Annotated in this window: 12 protein-coding genes, 1 tRNA gene, 3 rRNA genes and 1 other annotated feature; of the genes, 10 read left to right on the forward strand and 6 right to left on the reverse strand. The window is 53.6% G+C overall.

Translation table 11 applies throughout. The annotated features are described in order from the left end of the window. The first annotated feature begins 2 nt into the window (after window positions 1–2). Together tyrA and AC4IBF_RS05055 are read left to right on the forward strand one after the other, a co-directional pair. Complete coding sequence (tyrA, locus tag AC4IBF_RS05050; protein ID WP_143345408.1) at window positions 3–1124, forward strand: bifunctional chorismate mutase/prephenate dehydrogenase; 1122 nt, start codon at window positions 3–5, stop codon at window positions 1122–1124. 60 nt (window positions 1125–1184) lie between these two features. Then, a complete protein-coding gene (locus tag AC4IBF_RS05055) occupies window positions 1185–2057 on the forward strand; it encodes an SMP-30/gluconolactonase/LRE family protein (RefSeq protein ID WP_115876091.1) in 873 nt (290 codons plus the stop codon). Here the strand turns inward: AC4IBF_RS05055 and pheA are convergent. The 4 genes from pheA to bamD form a co-directional block, all read right to left on the reverse strand. Next, window positions 2054–3214, reverse strand: a complete 1161-nt coding sequence (gene pheA / locus AC4IBF_RS05060) for a bifunctional chorismate mutase/prephenate dehydratase (RefSeq protein WP_136195209.1) — start codon at window positions 3212–3214, stop codon at window positions 2054–2056. The genes AC4IBF_RS05055 and pheA overlap by 4 nt on opposite strands. A gap of 30 nt (window positions 3215–3244) precedes the next feature. Beyond that, window positions 3245–3370, reverse strand: a sequence feature (Phe leader region). Then, the gene (pheL, locus tag AC4IBF_RS05065) at window positions 3322–3369 is read right to left on the reverse strand and encodes a pheA operon leader peptide PheL (RefSeq protein WP_100249759.1); all 48 of its coding nucleotides are present in this window, start codon (window positions 3367–3369) and stop codon (window positions 3322–3324) included. It overlaps the preceding feature by 48 nt. 110 nt (window positions 3371–3480) lie before the next feature. Beyond that, window positions 3481–3822, reverse strand: coding sequence for a ribosome-associated translation inhibitor RaiA (gene raiA / locus AC4IBF_RS05070; RefSeq protein ID WP_003863162.1), 342 nt, complete (start codon window positions 3820–3822; stop codon window positions 3481–3483). Window positions 3823–4090: 268 nt separating this feature from the next. Next, entirely contained in the window at window positions 4091–4828 is a 738-nt protein-coding gene (bamD, locus tag AC4IBF_RS05075; RefSeq protein ID WP_023308867.1) for an outer membrane protein assembly factor BamD, read from the reverse strand. Between the two features lie 131 nt (window positions 4829–4959). Between bamD and rluD the strand changes: the two genes are divergently transcribed. The 8 genes from rluD to AC4IBF_RS05115 all read left to right on the forward strand — a co-directional run bounded on the left by rluD (window position 4960) and on the right by AC4IBF_RS05115 (window position 16282). Next, on the forward strand, window positions 4960–5940 hold the full coding sequence (gene rluD, locus AC4IBF_RS05080; RefSeq protein WP_111964900.1) for a 23S rRNA pseudouridine(1911/1915/1917) synthase RluD: 981 nt from the start codon (window positions 4960–4962) through the stop codon (window positions 5938–5940). Beyond that, window positions 5937–6668 (forward strand): purine nucleoside phosphorylase YfiH, encoded by a 732-nt coding sequence (gene yfiH, locus AC4IBF_RS05085; RefSeq protein WP_133294950.1) that lies wholly within the window; start codon window positions 5937–5939, stop codon window positions 6666–6668. Before rluD ends, yfiH begins: the two co-directional genes overlap by 4 nt. Window positions 6669–6797: 129 nt before the next feature. Further along, the gene (gene clpB / locus AC4IBF_RS05090; RefSeq protein ID WP_045909253.1) at window positions 6798–9371 is read left to right on the forward strand and encodes an ATP-dependent chaperone ClpB; all 2574 of its coding nucleotides are present in this window, start codon (window positions 6798–6800) and stop codon (window positions 9369–9371) included. A 430-nt stretch (window positions 9372–9801) separates the two neighbouring features. Beyond that, a 16S ribosomal RNA gene (locus AC4IBF_RS05095) occupies window positions 9802–11341 on the forward strand. Window positions 11342–11425: 84 nt separating this feature from the next. Further along, window positions 11426–11501 (forward strand) — tRNA-Glu (locus AC4IBF_RS05100). 183 nt (window positions 11502–11684) lie between these two features. Then, a 23S ribosomal RNA gene (locus AC4IBF_RS05105) occupies window positions 11685–14590 on the forward strand. Window positions 14591–14661: 71 nt separating this feature from the next. Beyond that, a 5S ribosomal RNA gene (gene rrf / locus AC4IBF_RS05110) occupies window positions 14662–14777 on the forward strand. The 16S, 23S and 5S rRNA genes sit together here with 1 tRNA gene alongside, the layout of an rRNA operon. A 209-nt stretch (window positions 14778–14986) precedes the next feature. Beyond that, window positions 14987–16282, forward strand: coding sequence for an MFS transporter (locus AC4IBF_RS05115; RefSeq protein WP_491463181.1), 1296 nt, complete (start codon window positions 14987–14989; stop codon window positions 16280–16282). On the opposite strand, the gene AC4IBF_RS05120 is transcribed toward AC4IBF_RS05115, so the two are convergent. Next, window positions 16279–16602 carry a YfiM family lipoprotein gene (locus tag AC4IBF_RS05120; protein ID WP_133294948.1) on the reverse strand — a complete coding sequence of 108 codons (324 nt, stop codon included), beginning with the start codon at window positions 16600–16602 and terminating at the stop codon, window positions 16279–16281. The two genes, AC4IBF_RS05115 and AC4IBF_RS05120, sit on opposite strands and share 4 nt — an antisense overlap. Before the next feature lie 45 nt (window positions 16603–16647). Further along, window positions 16648–18003, reverse strand: coding sequence for a CDP-diacylglycerol--serine O-phosphatidyltransferase (gene pssA / locus AC4IBF_RS05125; RefSeq protein WP_111965117.1), 1356 nt, complete (start codon window positions 18001–18003; stop codon window positions 16648–16650). Window positions 18004–18080 lie beyond the last annotated feature (77 nt).

Raw genomic sequence — 18080 nt, forward strand, 5'->3', positions numbered from 1 at the left:
TTATGGTTGCTGAATTGACCGCACTGCGCGATCAAATTGATGAAGTGGATAAGGCGCTGCTGGATCTGCTGGCGCGACGCATGTCGCTGGTTGCCGAAGTCGGTGAGGTGAAAAGCAAATACGGCCTGCCGATTTACGTCCCGGAGCGCGAAGCCTCTATGCTCGCCTCCCGCCGTAAAGAGGCGCAGGCGCTGGGGGTTTCGCCGGACTTGATTGAAGATGTTCTGCGTCGCGTGATGCGGGAGTCCTATTCCAGTGAAAACGACAAGGGCTTCAAAACTCTCTGTCCTTCCCTGCGTCCGGTCGTGATTGTCGGCGGTGCTGGGCAGATGGGGCGCCTGTTTGAAAAGATGCTTACGCTTTCTGGCTATCAGGTGCGCATTCTGGAAAAAGAGGACTGGGCGCATGCTCCGGAACTCATGAAAGATGCCGGGATGGTTATCGTCAGCGTGCCGATCCACGTGACGGAGCAAATCATCGGGAAGCTGCCTCCTTTACCGAAAGATTGCATCCTGGTGGATCTGGCCTCCGTCAAAAATGGTCCGCTGCAGGCAATGCTGGCTGCTCATACGGGTCCGGTGCTGGGTCTGCACCCGATGTTTGGCCCGGACAGCGGCAGCCTTGCTAAGCAGGTGGTGGTTTACTGCGACGGTCGTCAGCCGGAAGCCTATCAGTGGTTCCTGGAACAGATTCAGGTATGGGGGGCACGACTGCACCGCATCAGCGCGGTTGAGCACGACCAGAACATGGCGTTCATTCAGGCGCTGCGCCACTTTGCCACGTTTGCCTACGGTCTGCATCTGGCGGAAGAGAACGTACAGCTTGAACAGCTTCTGGCGCTCTCTTCACCTATCTATCGTCTGGAACTGGCGATGGTCGGGCGTCTCTTTGCGCAGGATCCGCAACTTTACGCGGACATTATTATGTCCTCTGAAAACAACCTGGCGCTGATCAAGCGCTACTATCAGCGCTTTGGTGAAGCCATTACGCTGCTGGAGCACGGAGATAAGCAGGCGTTTATCGATAGCTTCCGCAAGGTCGAACACTGGTTTGGCGATTACGCGCAGCGTTTCCAGAATGAGAGTCGGACTTTATTGCGCCAGGCAAATGACAGTCGCCAGTAATGCGATGATGTATATACTGAAAGCCAGCAATGCTGGCTTTTTTCATTTTGGGGAACTGTCATGGCCGAACCGCAGCTGCTGTTGAATTACACCGGGCATTTGCCTGAATGCCCGACTTGGAGCGCCGAAGAGCAGGCGCTCTACTGGGCCGATATTCTGGAAGGAGAGATCCACCGCTACCATCTGCCGACGGCGGAACACACCGTACTCTCTTTCCACGAGGAGGTGGGCTGTTTCGCGTTGCGCGAGCAGGGTGGTTTTATCGTTGCGATGAGAACGGGTATCTGGCTGACCGATAAACACGGCCTGCTGCGCCGCAAGGTGTGTGATAACCCCTCTAACCCGCAGCTGGCGCGTTTTAACGATGGAGGTACCGATCACCAGGGCCGCTTCTATGCGGGCACGTTCTGGGGGCCGGGAGATTACAACGGCGCCCTGCTGATGCGCATCGACAACGACCTGACGCCGAAGGTGATCCAGTGCGATATCCACGGGCATAACGGCTTAGCGTTTAGCCCGGATAAGCAGTGGATGTTTACCTCAGATACGCCAAACGGTGTGATCTATCGTACGCCGCTTGATGAGCAGGGCGAACCCGGCAGGCGCGAGGTGTTTCGTCAGTTTAAAGAGGGCGAGGGGATACCGGACGGCGCGGCGATGGATGTGGAAGGCTGTTACTGGAGCGCGCTGTTTGACGGCTGGCGCATCGCGCGTTTTTCACCGCAAGGGGAGCAGCTGGAAGAATATCGCATGCCGGTGCGTTGCCCGACGATGGTCTGCTTTGGCGGCGATGATATGAAAACGCTGTTTATTACCACCACGCGGGAGAATATGGATGCGGAGGAGGTGGCGAAATATCCGCTATCCGGGGCCATCTTCACCCTGCCGGTGGGCGTGGCAGGGATGAAGAAAAGCCGCTTTATCGAACGTTAGATTGGATCGACCGGCACGACGTTTTCGCTCGGGTAGCAGCCCAGCACCTTCATGGAACGCGTGATCTCGCCCAGCTCGCGGAGAGCTTTCTGCATGGAAGCGGACTCCAGGTTGGCCTGGATGTCGAGGTAAAACATCTCTTCCCACGGGTTACCGTGGATTGGGCGTGATTCCAGCCTGGTCATGATCAGGTTGTGATTACGCAGCACCAGCAGGGCTTCAACCAGCGCACCGGCCTGTTGGCCGGTTGCCATCAGCAGCGTGGTTTTGGCCGGTACCTGGTCAGACACATTGATTGCCTTGCGGGCCAGCACCACGAAGCGGGTAATGTTTTGCGTCTGGTTTGCCAGGTTGCGTTCCAGCACCTGCAGGCCATACAGCGCGCCGCCCGCTTCGCTGCCGAGCGCCGCGACGGTGGGGGAATTAGCCTGCGCCACTTTTTCCATCGCCGCCGAGGTGCTTTCGGTGTACTCAATTTTCCAGTTCGGATAGCGGTTCAGGAACTGGCTGCACTGCTGGAACGGCTGCGGGTGGCTGTAGACGGTTTCGATCGTGCTCAGGTCCGTTGAACCGGATACCAGCACGCAGTGATCGATAGGGATCGTCAGCTCGCCGACCAGCGACAGGCTGGTGTGCTGCAGCAAATCGTAGACGTCGTTGATAGCGCCGGAGCTGGTGTTTTCAATCGGCACCACGGCGTAATCCGCCTGGCCGGTCTCGACCTGGTTAAAAATGTCGGCAAACTTCGCGCAGCCGCTCTCGATAAACTCTTCGAAATGGCGTGCAGCGTACTGACGTGCGGCCAGGTGAGAATAGGAGCCCTTTGGCCCGAGGAAAGCGATACGCGCAGAGTGCGGATTGGTTTTATTGAGATGCTGCTGCAGTAGCGCTTGCTGGGTCAGAACGGAATCTTCGATGATGAGCTGGAACAACCGGGTGATGTAGTGGGCATCGAGGTGATGCGCTTTGCCGAGCTGAATGAGACGTTCCAGAAGATCCCGCTCGCGGTCGATATCACGGACCGGACGATGGGAGTCCAGCTTGGCTTTGCCTACTTCAACGGCAAGGGCGCGGCGTTCGGCCAGCAGCGCCAGCAGTTTCTCATCCAGCGCGCTGATTTTTACTCGCAGATCCAGTAACGGGTTTTCCGGTGTCATAGTGTTGCCTGTCTCATCTTATCGTTATCAATAAAAAAGGCCCCCCGGTGTGGGAGGCCTTGTTGTTCGTCTTCGCATTCTTTATCACACGACGAAACGCCTCCCGTTCAGGGGAAGGTAAAAAAGAATGCGAAGAAGAACGGCGTAAGTTTCATAAAGTCATCCTGCGATTGATACCGTTAAAGTACCCGTACTGTTTTCACCCTGTCAATAAAAAACAAAAAACGCGCCCGAAGGCGCGTTGGCGGTACACTCAATTTAAAGGATTACTCTTCTTCAACTTCTTCCGCGAAGCTGGCGTCTTTCACCGACGTTGCGGCGCGACGGGCTTCACCTTTGTGTTGCACTTTATTGAGCTGCCGTTCCAGCTTGTTGATCAAATCGTTAATAGCTGTGTACATATCCTCGTGTTTTGCGCTGGCGACCAGATGGCCGTTTGGAGTATTGATAGTTGCGTCAGCGATGAAACCCTGCGGCTCCTTGGACAGGATGATATGTGGATTAATCAAATGAGTTTGCCATTTATCCAGTTTGGCGAGACGGTCTGCGACGTGCTGGCGAATTGCCGGAGTAATTTCCATTTGTTTACTGGTAATGTTCATTGTCATAAATTTTACCTCTTGTCTTTCCGTCTTGGTGATTCCAGCATACCCGACCCAATGTCAAAATGTGTGATTTAGATCACGTTATTTTGTCGGTTTTTGTCAGGGAATCTTTTTTGTGAGGCAGGGCAGGAAGAGGTGAGATTTACCTTGTAGAAGGCATAAATTGGGGCCATAGTTGACAGGATGTGTTGAGGCTAAGGCGCTTCAGCAATGCTCAGAAACGAATAAAAAAACGGCAGCCTGCGGGCTGCCGTTTTGCATTGAGGCAAAATCAGGTGTTGCTGCTGTTCGCGGCGATGATTTTCGCCACTTTTTCAGCCTGAGCGGTCATCTGCATCTGACGGTAAGCATTTTCCATCAGCTTCAGGCCGTCGCGCGTTGCCTGAGTATCCGGGTAATCGCGCAGCATACCTTCTACGCGGTTAACCACGGCAACCCATGCGCCACGGCGGGTATAATATTCCGCCACGGAGTATTCATATTTCGCCAGACGATCTTTCAGGAACACCAGACGTTTGGTGGCGTCAGTCACGTACTGGCTGTTTGGATAGCCGCGCACCAGCTTGGAGAAGTCATTGAAGGCATCACGCGCATGCTGCGGGTCACGGTCGGAACGATCCACGCCGAAGAAGCCCTGCAGCGCACTGTCGTCCAGCGCCATGTTGGTGAGGCCGCGCATGTACATCACGTAGTCGATGTTAGGATGAGTCGGGTTCAGACGCATGAAACGATCGATGGTTGCCTGAGCCAGCGGCAGATCGGCATTTTTATAGTATGCGTAGATGAGATCTAACTGTACCTGCTGCGAATACGGACCAAATGGATAGCGATTATCCAACGCTTCCAGTTGCGTTATCGCCTGTTTCCAGTTACCGTCCTGCAACTTTTGTTGTGCAGTCGCATAGATTTCATTCGGCGGATTGTCAGGGACCTGTTCATTTGAACCGGAGCAGCCCACCAAAGCCAAGCTCAACGTGGCCGCTGCCACCAGATATTTCATGCGCGTCATGACGTTTTGACTTTCCTCAAATGTTTGTCCGGGAGAAACTCTGTTCCTGCTCCCGATTAAGACCAGCTACAATAGCACACTATATTAAACGGCAAAGCCGTAAAACCCAACGTTAAACGAAGAAGCAGTTTATGGCACAACGAGTAGAACTCACCGCAACAGTCTCCGAAAATCAGCTCGGTCAACGCTTAGATCAGGCTTTGGCCGAATTGTTCCCTGATTATTCGCGTTCACGCATAAAAGAATGGATCCTTGACCAGCGCGTGATGGTAAACGGCAAAATCTGGGACAAACCAAAAGAGAAAGTGTTAGGTGGGGAAGCTGTCGCCATCAATGCTGAAATCGAAGAGGAAATCCGCTTCGAGCCGCAGGATATCCCACTGGACATCGTCTATGAAGATGATGACATTCTGGTAATCAACAAGCCGCGCGACCTGGTTGTTCATCCGGGCGCGGGGAATCCTGACGGTACGGTACTTAACGCGCTTCTCCATTACTATCCGCCGATCGCGGATGTTCCGCGCGCGGGCATCGTGCACCGTCTGGATAAAGACACTACCGGTCTGATGGTGGTGGCGAAGACCGTTCCTGCTCAGACACGTCTGGTGGAGTCGCTGCAGCTGCGCGAAATCACCCGTGAGTATGAGGCGGTAGCCATTGGGCATATGACCTCTGGCGGGACGGTAGAAGAGCCCATCAGCCGTCACCCGACCAAGCGAACCCATATGTCGGTGCATCCGATGGGTAAACCGGCGGTGACGCACTATCGCATTATGGAGCATTTCCGTATTCATACGCGCCTGCGTCTGCGTCTGGAGACCGGGCGTACTCACCAGATTCGTGTGCATATGGCCCACATCACCCATCCGCTGGTGGGGGATCAGGTCTACGGTGGTCGTCCACGTCCGCCTAAGGGCGCGTCGGATGAGTTCATCAGCGTATTGCGTAAATTCGATCGTCAGGCGCTGCACGCGACCATGCTGCGCCTTTACCATCCGATCACCGGTATTCAGATGGAGTGGCATGCGCCTATCCCGCAGGATATGGTGGACCTTATTGACGCGATGCGTGTTGATTTCGAAGAACATAAGGATCAAGTGGACTGGTTATGACCAAACTGATTGTCCCGGAGTGGCCATTGCCTGCCGGCGTGGCCGCCTGCAGTTCAACCCGCACTGGCGGTGTTAGCCAGGGCGCGTGGGAGTCTTTGAACCTCGGCGCACACTGTGGCGATAACCTGGAGCATGTGGAAGAGAACCGCAGGCGTCTGTTTGCTGCGGGGAACCTGCCTTCAAAACCGGTCTGGCTGGAACAGGTTCATGGCAAGGCGGTGCTGAAGTTGACGGGGGAACCCTATGCTTCTAAACGTGCTGATGCCTCTTACAGCAATACTCCGGGAACCGTTTGTGCTGTAATGACCGCGGATTGTCTGCCGGTACTTTTTTGTAACCGTTCAGGCACCGAGGTGGCTGCAGCACACGCGGGCTGGCGTGGACTGTGTGAAGGCGTGCTGGAAGAAACTGTCGCCTGCTTTAAGGATGAGCCCGCCAATATTATGGCCTGGCTTGGCCCGGCCATTGGTCCTCGCGCTTTTGAAGTGGGGCCGGAGGTTCGCGAAGCCTTTATGGTTAAAGATCCGCAAGCGGCGGACGCCTTCCTGCCTTCCGGAGATAAATATCTGGCCGATATTTACCAGCTTGCTCGTCAGCGGCTGAACAGCGTCGGCATAACGCAGATCTTCGGCGGCGATCGCTGTACATTCACCGAAAAGGATGATTTTTTCTCTTATCGCCGCGACAAGACGACGGGCCGTATGGCAAGTTTCATTTGGCTGATATAACCTAAAGAATCAAGACGATCCGGCACGTGCCGTTTTCTTTTCACATAATTCAGGTCATTAACCTTGAATAATTGAGGGATGACCTCATTTAATCTCCAGTAGCAAATTTGACCTGTTATGGGAGGAGTTATGCGTCTGGATCGTCTTACTAATAAATTCCAGCTTGCTCTCGCCGATGCCCAGTCCCTCGCACTGGGGCACGACAACCAATTTATCGAACCTCTTCATTTAATGAGCGCCTTGCTGAATCAGGAAGGGGGATCGGTACGTCCTTTATTAACGTCCGCTGGCATTAATGCTGGCCAGTTACGCACCGCTATCGATCAGGCGCTGAGCCGTTTACCGCAGGTCGAAGGGACCGGCGGCGACGTTCAGCCGTCGCAGGATCTGGTGCGCGTCCTGAACCTTTGCGACAAGCTGGCGCAAAAACGTGGGGACAACTTTATTTCGTCAGAGCTGTTTGTTCTGGCGGCGCTTGAATCACGCGGTACCTTGACCGACCTGCTGAAATCTGCCGGTGCGACCACCGCCAACGTGACTCAGGCGATTGAGAACATGCGCGGAGGTGAAAGCGTGAACGATCAGGGAGCCGAAGACCAACGTCAGGCTTTGAAGAAATTTACGGTCGATCTGACCGAGCGTGCTGAACAGGGCAAACTTGACCCGGTGATCGGCCGTGATGAAGAAATTCGTCGTACCATTCAGGTACTGCAACGTCGTACCAAGAACAACCCGGTGCTGATAGGTGAACCGGGTGTCGGTAAAACTGCGATTGTTGAAGGGCTGGCGCAGCGTATTGTCAACGGTGAAGTGCCGGAAGGCCTGAAAGGCCGTCGCGTACTGGCGCTGGATATGGGCGCGCTGGTGGCCGGTGCGAAATACCGCGGCGAGTTCGAAGAGCGCCTTAAAGGCGTGCTTAACGACCTGGCGAAGCAGGAAGGCAACGTCATTCTGTTTATCGATGAACTGCACACCATGGTCGGCGCGGGTAAAGCGGATGGCGCGATGGATGCCGGGAACATGCTGAAACCTGCGCTGGCGCGAGGTGAACTTCACTGCGTCGGTGCCACTACGCTGGATGAGTACCGTCAGTATATTGAGAAAGATGCTGCGCTGGAACGTCGTTTCCAGAAAGTGTTTGTTGCCGAGCCAAGCGTTGAAGATACCATCGCGATCCTGCGTGGTCTGAAAGAGCGCTATGAACTGCACCACCATGTACAGATCACTGACCCGGCCATCGTTGCGGCGGCGACGCTTTCGCATCGTTATATTGCTGACCGTCAGCTGCCGGATAAAGCGATCGACCTGATTGATGAAGCGGCGTCGAGCATTCGTATGCAGATTGACTCGAAGCCGGAAGAGCTGGACCGACTCGACCGACGCATCATTCAGCTCAAGCTGGAACAGCAGGCGCTGAAGAAAGAGTCTGATGAAGCCAGTAAGAAACGCCTCGATATGCTCAATGAAGAGCTGGACGATAAAGAGCGCCAGTATTCTGAGCTGGAAGAAGAGTGGAAAGCCGAGAAAGCCTCCCTTTCCGGTACGCAGACCATTAAAGCTGAACTCGAACAGGCAAAAATTGCCATTGAGCAGGCGCGACGCGTGGGCGATCTGGCTCGGATGTCTGAACTGCAGTACGGCAAAATTCCTGAGCTGGAAAAACAGCTTGAGATAGCGACGCAGTCAGAAGGTAAAACGATGCGTCTGTTGCGTAATAAAGTGACGGATGCCGAGATCGCGGAAGTCCTGGCGCGCTGGACCGGTATTCCCGTGGCGCGCATGCTGGAAGGCGAGCGTGAAAAACTGCTGCGCATGGAGAACGATCTCCACAATCGTGTGATTGGTCAAAACGAAGCGGTTGAGGCGGTATCGAACGCTATTCGTCGTAGCCGTGCAGGGCTGTCCGATCCAAACCGCCCGATTGGTTCGTTCCTGTTCCTGGGGCCGACGGGTGTCGGTAAAACCGAGCTGTGCAAAGCGCTGGCTAACTTTATGTTCGACAGCGACGATGCGATGGTGCGTATCGACATGTCCGAGTTTATGGAGAAACACTCCGTCTCGCGTCTGGTCGGGGCGCCTCCGGGATATGTGGGTTATGAAGAAGGTGGGTACCTGACGGAAGCGGTGCGCCGTCGTCCTTACTCCGTCATCCTGCTGGATGAGGTGGAAAAAGCGCATCCGGATGTGTTCAATATCCTGCTTCAGGTGCTGGATGATGGTCGTCTGACCGACGGGCAGGGGAGAACGGTCGACTTCCGTAATACGGTTGTCATTATGACCTCGAACCTGGGTTCCGATTTGATTCAGGAACGTTTCGGTGAACTGGACTACAGCCACATGAAGGATCTGGTGCTGGGTGTGGTAAGCCATAACTTCCGTCCGGAGTTCATCAACCGTATTGATGAAGTGGTGGTATTCCATCCTCTGGGTGAGAAACACATTGCGTCGATTGCGCAGATCCAGCTGCAGCGTCTGTACAAACGTCTGGAAGAACGTGGATATGAAATTCACATCTCCGACGATGCGCTGAAGCTGCTGAGTAAGAACGGTTACGATCCGGTGTACGGTGCGCGTCCATTGAAACGCGCTATCCAGCAGCAGATCGAAAACCCGCTGGCGCAACAGATCCTCTCCGGGGAGCTGGTTCCTGGCAAAGTTATCCGTCTGGAAGCCAACGACGATCGCATTGTGGCAGTGCAGTAAGTCACAAAACGCAAAAACGAGCCGCTTGCGGCTCGTTTTTGTTTAAAAACCAGGCGAAAATTGAGGTCTGGAGTTGGTTTTGCCTGGAAAGTGAGCAGTCAGTAAATAAATTTCACTTTATCCTTGCAGGTTCAGAATTACTCCCTATAATGCGCCTCCACTGACACGGAACAACGGCACACACGCCGCCTGGTCAGCAGAGAACAGCGTAAATAAACGCTTGACTCTGAAGCGGGAAAGCGTAATATACGCCACCTCGCAACGGTGAGCGAAAGCCGCGTTGCACTGCTCTTTAACAATTTATCAGACAATCTGTGTGGGCACTCAAAGTGACATGGATTCTTAACGTCGCAAGACGAAAAATGAATACCAAGTCTCTGAGTGAACATACGTAATTCATTACGAAGTTTAATTCACGAGCATCAAACTTAAATTGAAGAGTTTGATCATGGCTCAGATTGAACGCTGGCGGCAGGCCTAACACATGCAAGTCGAGCGGTAACACAGGGAGCTTGCTCCTGGGTGACGAGCGGCGGACGGGTGAGTAATGTCTGGGAAACTGCCTGATGGAGGGGGATAACTACTGGAAACGGTAGCTAATACCGCATAACGTCGCAAGACCAAAGAGGGGGACCTTCGGGCCTCTTGCCATCAGATGTGCCCAGATGGGATTAGCTAGTAGGTGGGGTAATGGCTCACCTAGGCGACGATCCCTAGCTGGTCTGAGAGGATGACCAGCCACACTGGAACTGAGACACGGTCCAGACTCCTACGGGAGGCAGCAGTGGGGAATATTGCACAATGGGCGCAAGCCTGATGCAGCCATGCCGCGTGTATGAAGAAGGCCTTCGGGTTGTAAAGTACTTTCAGCGGGGAGGAAGGCGTTGTGGTTAATAACCACAGCGATTGACGTTACCCGCAGAAGAAGCACCGGCTAACTCCGTGCCAGCAGCCGCGGTAATACGGAGGGTGCAAGCGTTAATCGGAATTACTGGGCGTAAAGCGCACGCAGGCGGTCTGTCAAGTCGGATGTGAAATCCCCGGGCTCAACCTGGGAACTGCATTCGAAACTGGCAGGCTAGAGTCTTGTAGAGGGGGGTAGAATTCCAGGTGTAGCGGTGAAATGCGTAGAGATCTGGAGGAATACCGGTGGCGAAGGCGGCCCCCTGGACAAAGACTGACGCTCAGGTGCGAAAGCGTGGGGAGCAAACAGGATTAGATACCCTGGTAGTCCACGCCGTAAACGATGTCGACTTGGAGGTTGTGCCCTTGAGGCGTGGCTTCCGGAGCTAACGCGTTAAGTCGACCGCCTGGGGAGTACGGCCGCAAGGTTAAAACTCAAATGAATTGACGGGGGCCCGCACAAGCGGTGGAGCATGTGGTTTAATTCGATGCAACGCGAAGAACCTTACCTACTCTTGACATCCAGAGAACTTAGCAGAGATGCTTTGGTGCCTTCGGGAACTCTGAGACAGGTGCTGCATGGCTGTCGTCAGCTCGTGTTGTGAAATGTTGGGTTAAGTCCCGCAACGAGCGCAACCCTTATCCTTTGTTGCCAGCGGTTAGGCCGGGAACTCAAAGGAGACTGCCAGTGATAAACTGGAGGAAGGTGGGGATGACGTCAAGTCATCATGGCCCTTACGAGTAGGGCTACACACGTGCTACAATGGCGCATACAAAGAGAAGCGACCTCGCGAGAGCAAGCGGACCTCATAAAGTGCGTCGTAGTCCGGATTGGAGTCTGCAACTCGACTCCATGAAGTCGGAATCGCTAGTAATCGTAGATCAGAATGCTACGGTGAATACGTTCCCGGGCCTTGTACACACCGCCCGTCACACCATGGGAGTGGGTTGCAAAAGAAGTAGGTAGCTTAACCTTCGGGAGGGCGCTTACCACTTTGTGATTCATGACTGGGGTGAAGTCGTAACAAGGTAACCGTAGGGGAACCTGCGGTTGGATCACCTCCTTACCTTAAAGAACCTGCCTTTGCAGTGCTCACACAGATTGTCTGATGAAAAGTAAATAGCAAGGCGTCTTGCGATTGAGACTACACGTCCCCTTCGTCTAGAGGCCCAGGACACCGCCCTTTCACGGCGGTAACAGGGGTTCGAATCCCCTAGGGGACGCCACTTGCTGGTTCGTGAGTGAAAGTCACCTGCCGTCATATCTCAAAACTGACTTACGAGTCACGTTTGAGATATTTGCTCTTTAAAAATCTGGATCAAGCTGAAAATTGAAACGACACATCTTTAATGGTGTGTTCGAGTCTCTCAAATTTTCGCAATCAGAAGTGAAACATCTTCGGGTTGTGAGGTTAAGCGACTAAGCGTACACGGTGGATGCCCTGGCAGTCAGAGGCGATGAAGGACGTGCTAATCTGCGAAAAGCGCCGGCGAGGTGATATGAACCTTTGACCCGGCGATGTCCGAATGGGGAAACCCAGTGTGATTCGTCACACTATCGTTAACTGAATACATAGGTTAACGAGGCGAACCGGGGGAACTGAAACATCTAAGTACCCCGAGGAAAAGAAATCAACCGAGATTCCCCCAGTAGCGGCGAGCGAACGGGGAGCAGCCCAGAGTCTGAATCAGCTTGTGTGTTAGTGGAAGCGTCTGGAAAGTCGCACGGTACAGGGTGACAGTCCCGTACACGAAAGCACACAGGCTGTGAACTCGAAGAGTAGGGCGGGACACGTGGTATCCTGTCTGAATATGGGGGGACCATCCTCCAAGGCTAAATACTCCTGACTGACCGATAGTGAACCAGTACCGTGAGGGAAAGGCGAAAAGAACCCCGGCGAGGGGAGTGAAAAAGAACCTGAAACCGTGTACGTACAAGCAGTGGGAGCACCTTCGTGGTGTGACTGCGTACCTTTTGTATAATGGGTCAGCGACTTATATTCTGTAGCAAGGTTAACCGTATAGGGGAGCCGAAGGGAAACCGAGTCTTAACTGGGCGTTAAGTTGCAGGGTATAGACCCGAAACCCGGTGATCTAGCCATGGGCAGGTTGAAGGTTGGGTAACACTAACTGGAGGACCGAACCGACTAATGTTGAAAAATTAGCGGATGACTTGTGGCTGGGGGTGAAAGGCCAATCAAACCGGGAGATAGCTGGTTCTCCCCGAAAGCTATTTAGGTAGCGCCTCGTGAACTCATCTTCGGGGGTAGAGCACTGTTTCGGCTAGGGGGCCATCCCGGCTTACCAACCCGATGCAAACTACGAATACCGAAGAATGTTATCACGGGAGACACACGGCGGGTGCTAACGTCCGTCGTGAAGAGGGAAACAACCCAGACCGCCAGCTAAGGTCCCAAAGTCATGGTTAAGTGGGAAACGATGTGGGAAGGCACAGACAGCCAGGATGTTGGCTTAGAAGCAGCCATCATTTAAAGAAAGCGTAATAGCTCACTGGTCGAGTCGGCCTGCGCGGAAGATGTAACGGGGCTAAACCATGCACCGAAGCTGCGGCAGCGACGCTTATGCGTTGTTGGGTAGGGGAGCGTTCTGTAAGCCGTTGAAGGTGTGCTGTGAGGCATGCTGGAGGTATCAGAAGTGCGAATGCTGACATAAGTAACGATAAAGCGGGTGAAAAGCCCGCTCGCCGGAAGACCAAGGGTTCCTGTCCAACGTTAATCGGGGCAGGGTGAGTCGACCCCTAAGGCGAGGCCGAAAGGCGTAGTCGATGGGAAACAGGTTAATATTCCTGTACTTGGTGTTACTGCGAAGGGGGGACGGAGAAGGCTATGTTAGCCGGGCGACGGTTGTCCCGGTTTAAGCATGTAGGCGGAACGACCAGGTAAATCCGGTCGTTTATTAACGCTGAGGTGTGATGACGAGGCACTACGGTGCTGAAGTAACAAATGCCCTGCTTCCAGGAAAAGCCTCTAAGCATCAGGTAACATCAAATCGTACCCCAAACCGACACAGGTGGTCAGGTAGAGAATACCAAGGCGCTTGAGAGAACTCGGGTGAAGGAACTAGGCAAAATGGTGCCGTAACTTCGGGAGAAGGCACGCTGATATGTAGGTGAAGCCCCTGCGGGTGGAGCTGAAATCAGTCGAAGATACCAGCTGGCTGCAACTGTTTATTAAAAACACAGCACTGTGCAAACACGAAAGTGGACGTATACGGTGTGACGCCTGCCCGGTGCCGGAAGGTTAATTGATGGGGTTAGCGGCAACGCGAAGCTCTTGATCGAAGCCCCGGTAAACGGCGGCCGTAACTATAACGGTCCTAAGGTAGCGAAATTCCTTGTCGGGTAAGTTCCGACCTGCACGAATGGCGTAATGATGGCCAGGCTGTCTCCACCCGAGACTCAGTGAAATTGAACTCGCTGTGAAGATGCAGTGTACCCGCGGCAAGACGGAAAGACCCCGTGAACCTTTACTATAGCTTGACACTGAACACTGGTCCTTGATGTGTAGGATAGGTGGGAGGCTTTGAAGCGTGGACGCCAGTCTGCGTGGAGCCGTCCTTGAAATACCACCCTTTAATGGCTGGTGTTCTAACGTAGACCCGTGATCCGGGTTGCGGACAGTGTCTGGTGGGTAGTTTGACTGGGGCGGTCTCCTCCCAAAGAGTAACGGAGGAGCACGAAGGTTAGCTAATCCTGGTCGGACATCAGGAGGTTAGTGCAATGGCATAAGCTAGCTTGACTGCGAGAGTGACGGCTCGAGCAGGTGCGAAAGCAGGTCATAGTGATCCGGTGGTTCTGAATGGAAGGGCCATCGCTCAACGGATAAAAGGTACTCCGGGGATAACAGGCTGATACCGCCCAAGAGTTCATATCGACGGCGGTGTTTGGCACCTCGATGTCGGCTCATCACATCCTGGGGCTGAAGTAGGTCCCAAGGGTATGGCTGTTCGCCATTTAAAGTGGTACGCGAGCTGGGTTTAGAACGTCGTGAGACAGTTCGGTCCCTATCTGCCGTGGGCGCTGGAGAATTGAGGGGGGCTGCTCCTAGTACGAGAGGACCGGAGTGGACGCATCACTGGTGTTCGGGTTGTCATGCCAATGGCACTGCCCGGTAGCTAAATGCGGAAAAGATAAGTGCTGAAAGCATCTAAGCACGAAACTTGCCCCGAGATGAGTTCTCCCTGAGACTTTAAGTCTCCTGAAGGAACGTTGAAGACGACGACGTTGATAGGTCGGGTGTGTAAGCGCAGCGATGCGTTGAGCTAACCGATACTAATGAACCGTGAGGCTTAACCTTACAACGCCGAAGGTGTTTTGGCGAAGAGACAGAACAATCAATTTCAGCCTGATACAGATTAACAGAATTTGCCTGGCGGCTTTAGCGCGGTGGTCCCACCTGACCCCATGCCGAACTCAGAAGTGAAACGCCGTAGCGCCGATGGTAGTGTGGGGTCTCCCCATGTGAGAGTAGGGAACTGCCAGGCATCAAAATAGAAGAACCCCGTACCGAAAGGTGCGGGGTTTTTTGCTTTTGTTTTCCCACTCTGGCCTTTCTCTTAATCCCTTATCCTGCTAATGGAATGTGTGATCTCTGTCTCAATGTGATTTATAACAAAATTATAACATTTCATTTACGAGGTTATTGAGTCTCCTGGCTCAATACGCCGCAGTTTATGGCAGGAGCATAATCACAATGACAGAAAGCATGACATCAAACGGGACGCTGGGTCACAGTGATACCCGAAGAAGGGTATGGGCAATCGTCAGCGCCTCTTCAGGGAATCTGGTTGAATGGTTCGACTTTTACGTCTACTCATTCTGTTCACTCTACTTCGCACATATCTTCTTCCCCTCCGGCAACACCACAACGCAGCTGCTTCAAACGGCAGGGGTATTTGCCGCAGGATTCTTGATGCGACCCATCGGGGGCTGGCTGTTTGGCCGCATTGCGGATCGTCGCGGGCGTAAGGCCTCTATGCTGATCTCGGTGTGCATGATGTGCTTTGGCTCGCTGGTGATCGCCTGCTTACCGGGATATGCATCGATTGGTACCTGGGCACCGGCGCTACTTTTGCTGGCCCGCTTATTCCAGGGATTATCGGTGGGCGGTGAATACGGTACCAGTGCAACCTACATGAGTGAAATTGCACTGGAAGGTCGTAAAGGTTTTTACGCGTCATTCCAGTACGTCACGCTGATTGGCGGTCAGCTGCTGGCCATTCTTGTGGTGGTGATCCTGCAGCAAATTCTGACGGACGAACAGCTTCATGCCTGGGGATGGCGGATCCCTTTCGCAATGGGCGCAGTACTGGCGGTCGTTGCACTTTGGCTACGCCGTCAGCTAGATGAAACCTCTCAGAAAGAGGTCCGGATGCTGAAGGAGGCGGGAACATTCAAAGGGTTGTGGCGTAACCGCAAAGCTTTCCTGATGGTGCTGGGCTTCACCGCGGGCGGTTCTCTTAGTTTCTACACGTTCACCACCTATATGCAAAAGTACCTGGTGAACACCACCAGTATGCACGCCAACGTCGCCAGCGTGGTCATGACCGTGGCGCTGTTTGTCTTTATGCTCATACAGCCGATCGTCGGTGCGCTCTCGGATAAAATTGGTCGACGTACGTCGATGCTGATTTTTGGCGGGCTGTCGGCGTTATGTACCGTTCCTATTCTGACTGCGCTTCAGCATGTCTCTTCACCGTATGCCGCCTTTGCGCTGGTGATGGTGGCGATGGTGATTGTCAGTTTCTATACCTCAATCAGCGGGATACTGAAAGCCGAGATGTTCCCGGCGCAGGTTCGTGCGTTAGGAGTAGGGCTGTCTTATGCGGTAGCCAACGCGGTGTTTGGCGGATCGGCGGAGTACGTTGCGTTGTCGCTTAAGTCATGGGGAAGCGAAACGACATTCTTCTGGTACGTAACGGGTATGGGGGCTCTGGCTTTTATTGTTTCCCTGATGCTGCATCGCAAAGGGAAAGGTATCCGACTTTAATAGCGCGCCATTTGCCACACGGCGTAGCCGGTCGTTGCGCCGGCAACATCCCAGGCGAAATCTTTCCAGCTCCAGCCGCTCCCTGCGGGGCGGCTATCCCACAGTTCTTTTGATGCCCCAAGACCTACTGAGAACATCAGCCCGATCGCCGCGCTACGGTCCCGGCTGTATCCCTGATGCTGGGCATATTCATTACCGGCTGCGGACAACATCGCGGAAGCGAGGAAATGCTGTGCTTTATCCTGTCCGGACCAGCTATCGTTGGCCATATGGCTACAGCCACTCAGGAAAAGGATGCTCAGTAACAGAGGAATACGCATCAACGGGCTCCATAAAAAAGCCCTGCGGGTGACAGGGCCTGGATATTACAGAATACGGCTGATAAGTCGGTCGATACGGATACGACGTAAGCGGCGAATAAGCTTGCGAACTTTTACCGGATAATCGGCAATGCTCTGCAGTTCGCGGTAATGATTAACCACAGTGGTATGTGTGCGAATCAGCTCCAGCTCGCGTTCACGTTTTGCGGCTAACTCATGCTGCGGGTCATGAATCAGGATAGCGTTTTCCAGATCCAGTCGCCATGCGCGCGGGTTCAGGTTGTTACCGGTCAGCAACATCCACTCATCGTCGACCCACATGCCTTTCAGATGGTAACTATTGTCTTCATCTTTCCAGAGACGCACAACCAGCTGGTCAGTGTTGACGTAATACTGTAAGCGGCTCAGGAAACGACGCAGGTTAATCTCATAGAGATAAGGCAGCGCACCGATGATTTTGAACGGCTGATCTTCAGGAATGAAGAAGTCGTTTGCCGTTTTATCACCAACGATAATTTCCACTTTTTTACCATCGCGCAGCAGCTGAATGATATTACGCACCAGCACGGCAGGAAGGTTAAAGTACGGCGTACAGATGGTGAGTTTCTGCTCCGCACACGGCATCAGATGGAAGATCGTTTTGTTCAGCTGGCTTGATTTGCCGAGTCCTACCAGCGGGGTAACGGATAGCTCTTCGTTGTTCGCATCGCCCTGGAAATGATAGACCGCATCACGTAGCTCCTGGCGGAAGGCGCGAACATCGTTTTTGATTTCCGGGCTTTTAGGACGCTCGGGATCGTCAAGGCGGTTAACGCCACGGCCGTGGACCAGATTTTTATCAACCCAGTTAAACATGATATCGGCCATCTGCGGATTACGGATCAGATGGTAGCGGTCGTAGCGATATTTATCGAGTTGATGAAGGTAGACATCATTGAGGCTGGCGCCGCTGTACAGCACGCTGTCATCAATGATGAATCCCTTGAAATGAAGGACGCCGAGCGCTTCACGGGTATTAACCGGGACGCCATAAACAGGCACATCGACGCCAGGATTTTCCTGCGCCGTACGGCAATACCAGTCAGCATTGGTGTTTGACGCGGCAGCGCCAATACGGCCACGCTGAGCTCGATGCCAGTCTACCAGCACGCGAACATCAAGTTCCGGGCGCTGACGTTTGGCATCATAGAGCGCGTTCAGGATCGCGCGCCCGCCTTCATCCTGTTCAAGATACAGTGCCACAATGCAAATGCGTCGTGTGGCGCTGGCAATCTTTTCCAGAAGCGTCTCCCGAAAATGAGCGGGAGCGTAAAAGAACTCTACATCATCAACTGACTGAGAAATCTTCGGTAGTTGAGCAAGGTGTTGTTGATGTTTATTACGCTTAAATTTTGACAACATCACAGTGCGTATCTTCTCTGTTCATTGAAGGGTTGTCTGTACTATGCAAACAACATAAGCGGACAATGATACCACCA

Source organism: Enterobacter sp. Taxon_8 (genome assembly GCF_058354585.1).

What these genes read in the sequence shown, in the direction of transcription:
- tyrA (WP_143345408.1), top strand. Translation starts at nt 3, where the DNA reads ATGGTTGCTGAATTGACCGCACTGCGCGATCAAATTGATGAAGTGGAT.
- AC4IBF_RS05055 (WP_115876091.1), top strand. Translation starts at nt 1,185, where the DNA reads ATGGCCGAACCGCAGCTGCTGTTGAATTACACCGGGCATTTGCCTGAA.
- pheA (WP_136195209.1), bottom strand. Translation starts at nt 3,214, where the DNA reads ATGACACCGGAAAACCCGTTACTGGATCTGCGAGTAAAAATCAGCGCG.
- raiA (WP_003863162.1), bottom strand. Translation starts at nt 3,822, where the DNA reads ATGACAATGAACATTACCAGTAAACAAATGGAAATTACTCCGGCAATT.
- bamD (WP_023308867.1), bottom strand. Translation starts at nt 4,828, where the DNA reads ATGACGCGCATGAAATATCTGGTGGCAGCGGCCACGTTGAGCTTGGCT.
- rluD (WP_111964900.1), top strand. Translation starts at nt 4,960, where the DNA reads ATGGCACAACGAGTAGAACTCACCGCAACAGTCTCCGAAAATCAGCTC.
- yfiH (WP_133294950.1), top strand. Translation starts at nt 5,937, where the DNA reads ATGACCAAACTGATTGTCCCGGAGTGGCCATTGCCTGCCGGCGTGGCC.
- clpB (WP_045909253.1), top strand. Translation starts at nt 6,798, where the DNA reads ATGCGTCTGGATCGTCTTACTAATAAATTCCAGCTTGCTCTCGCCGAT.
- AC4IBF_RS05115 (WP_491463181.1), top strand. Translation starts at nt 14,987, where the DNA reads ATGACAGAAAGCATGACATCAAACGGGACGCTGGGTCACAGTGATACC.
- AC4IBF_RS05120 (WP_133294948.1), bottom strand. Translation starts at nt 16,602, where the DNA reads ATGCGTATTCCTCTGTTACTGAGCATCCTTTTCCTGAGTGGCTGTAGC.
- pssA (WP_111965117.1), bottom strand. Translation starts at nt 18,003, where the DNA reads ATGTTGTCAAAATTTAAGCGTAATAAACATCAACAACACCTTGCTCAA.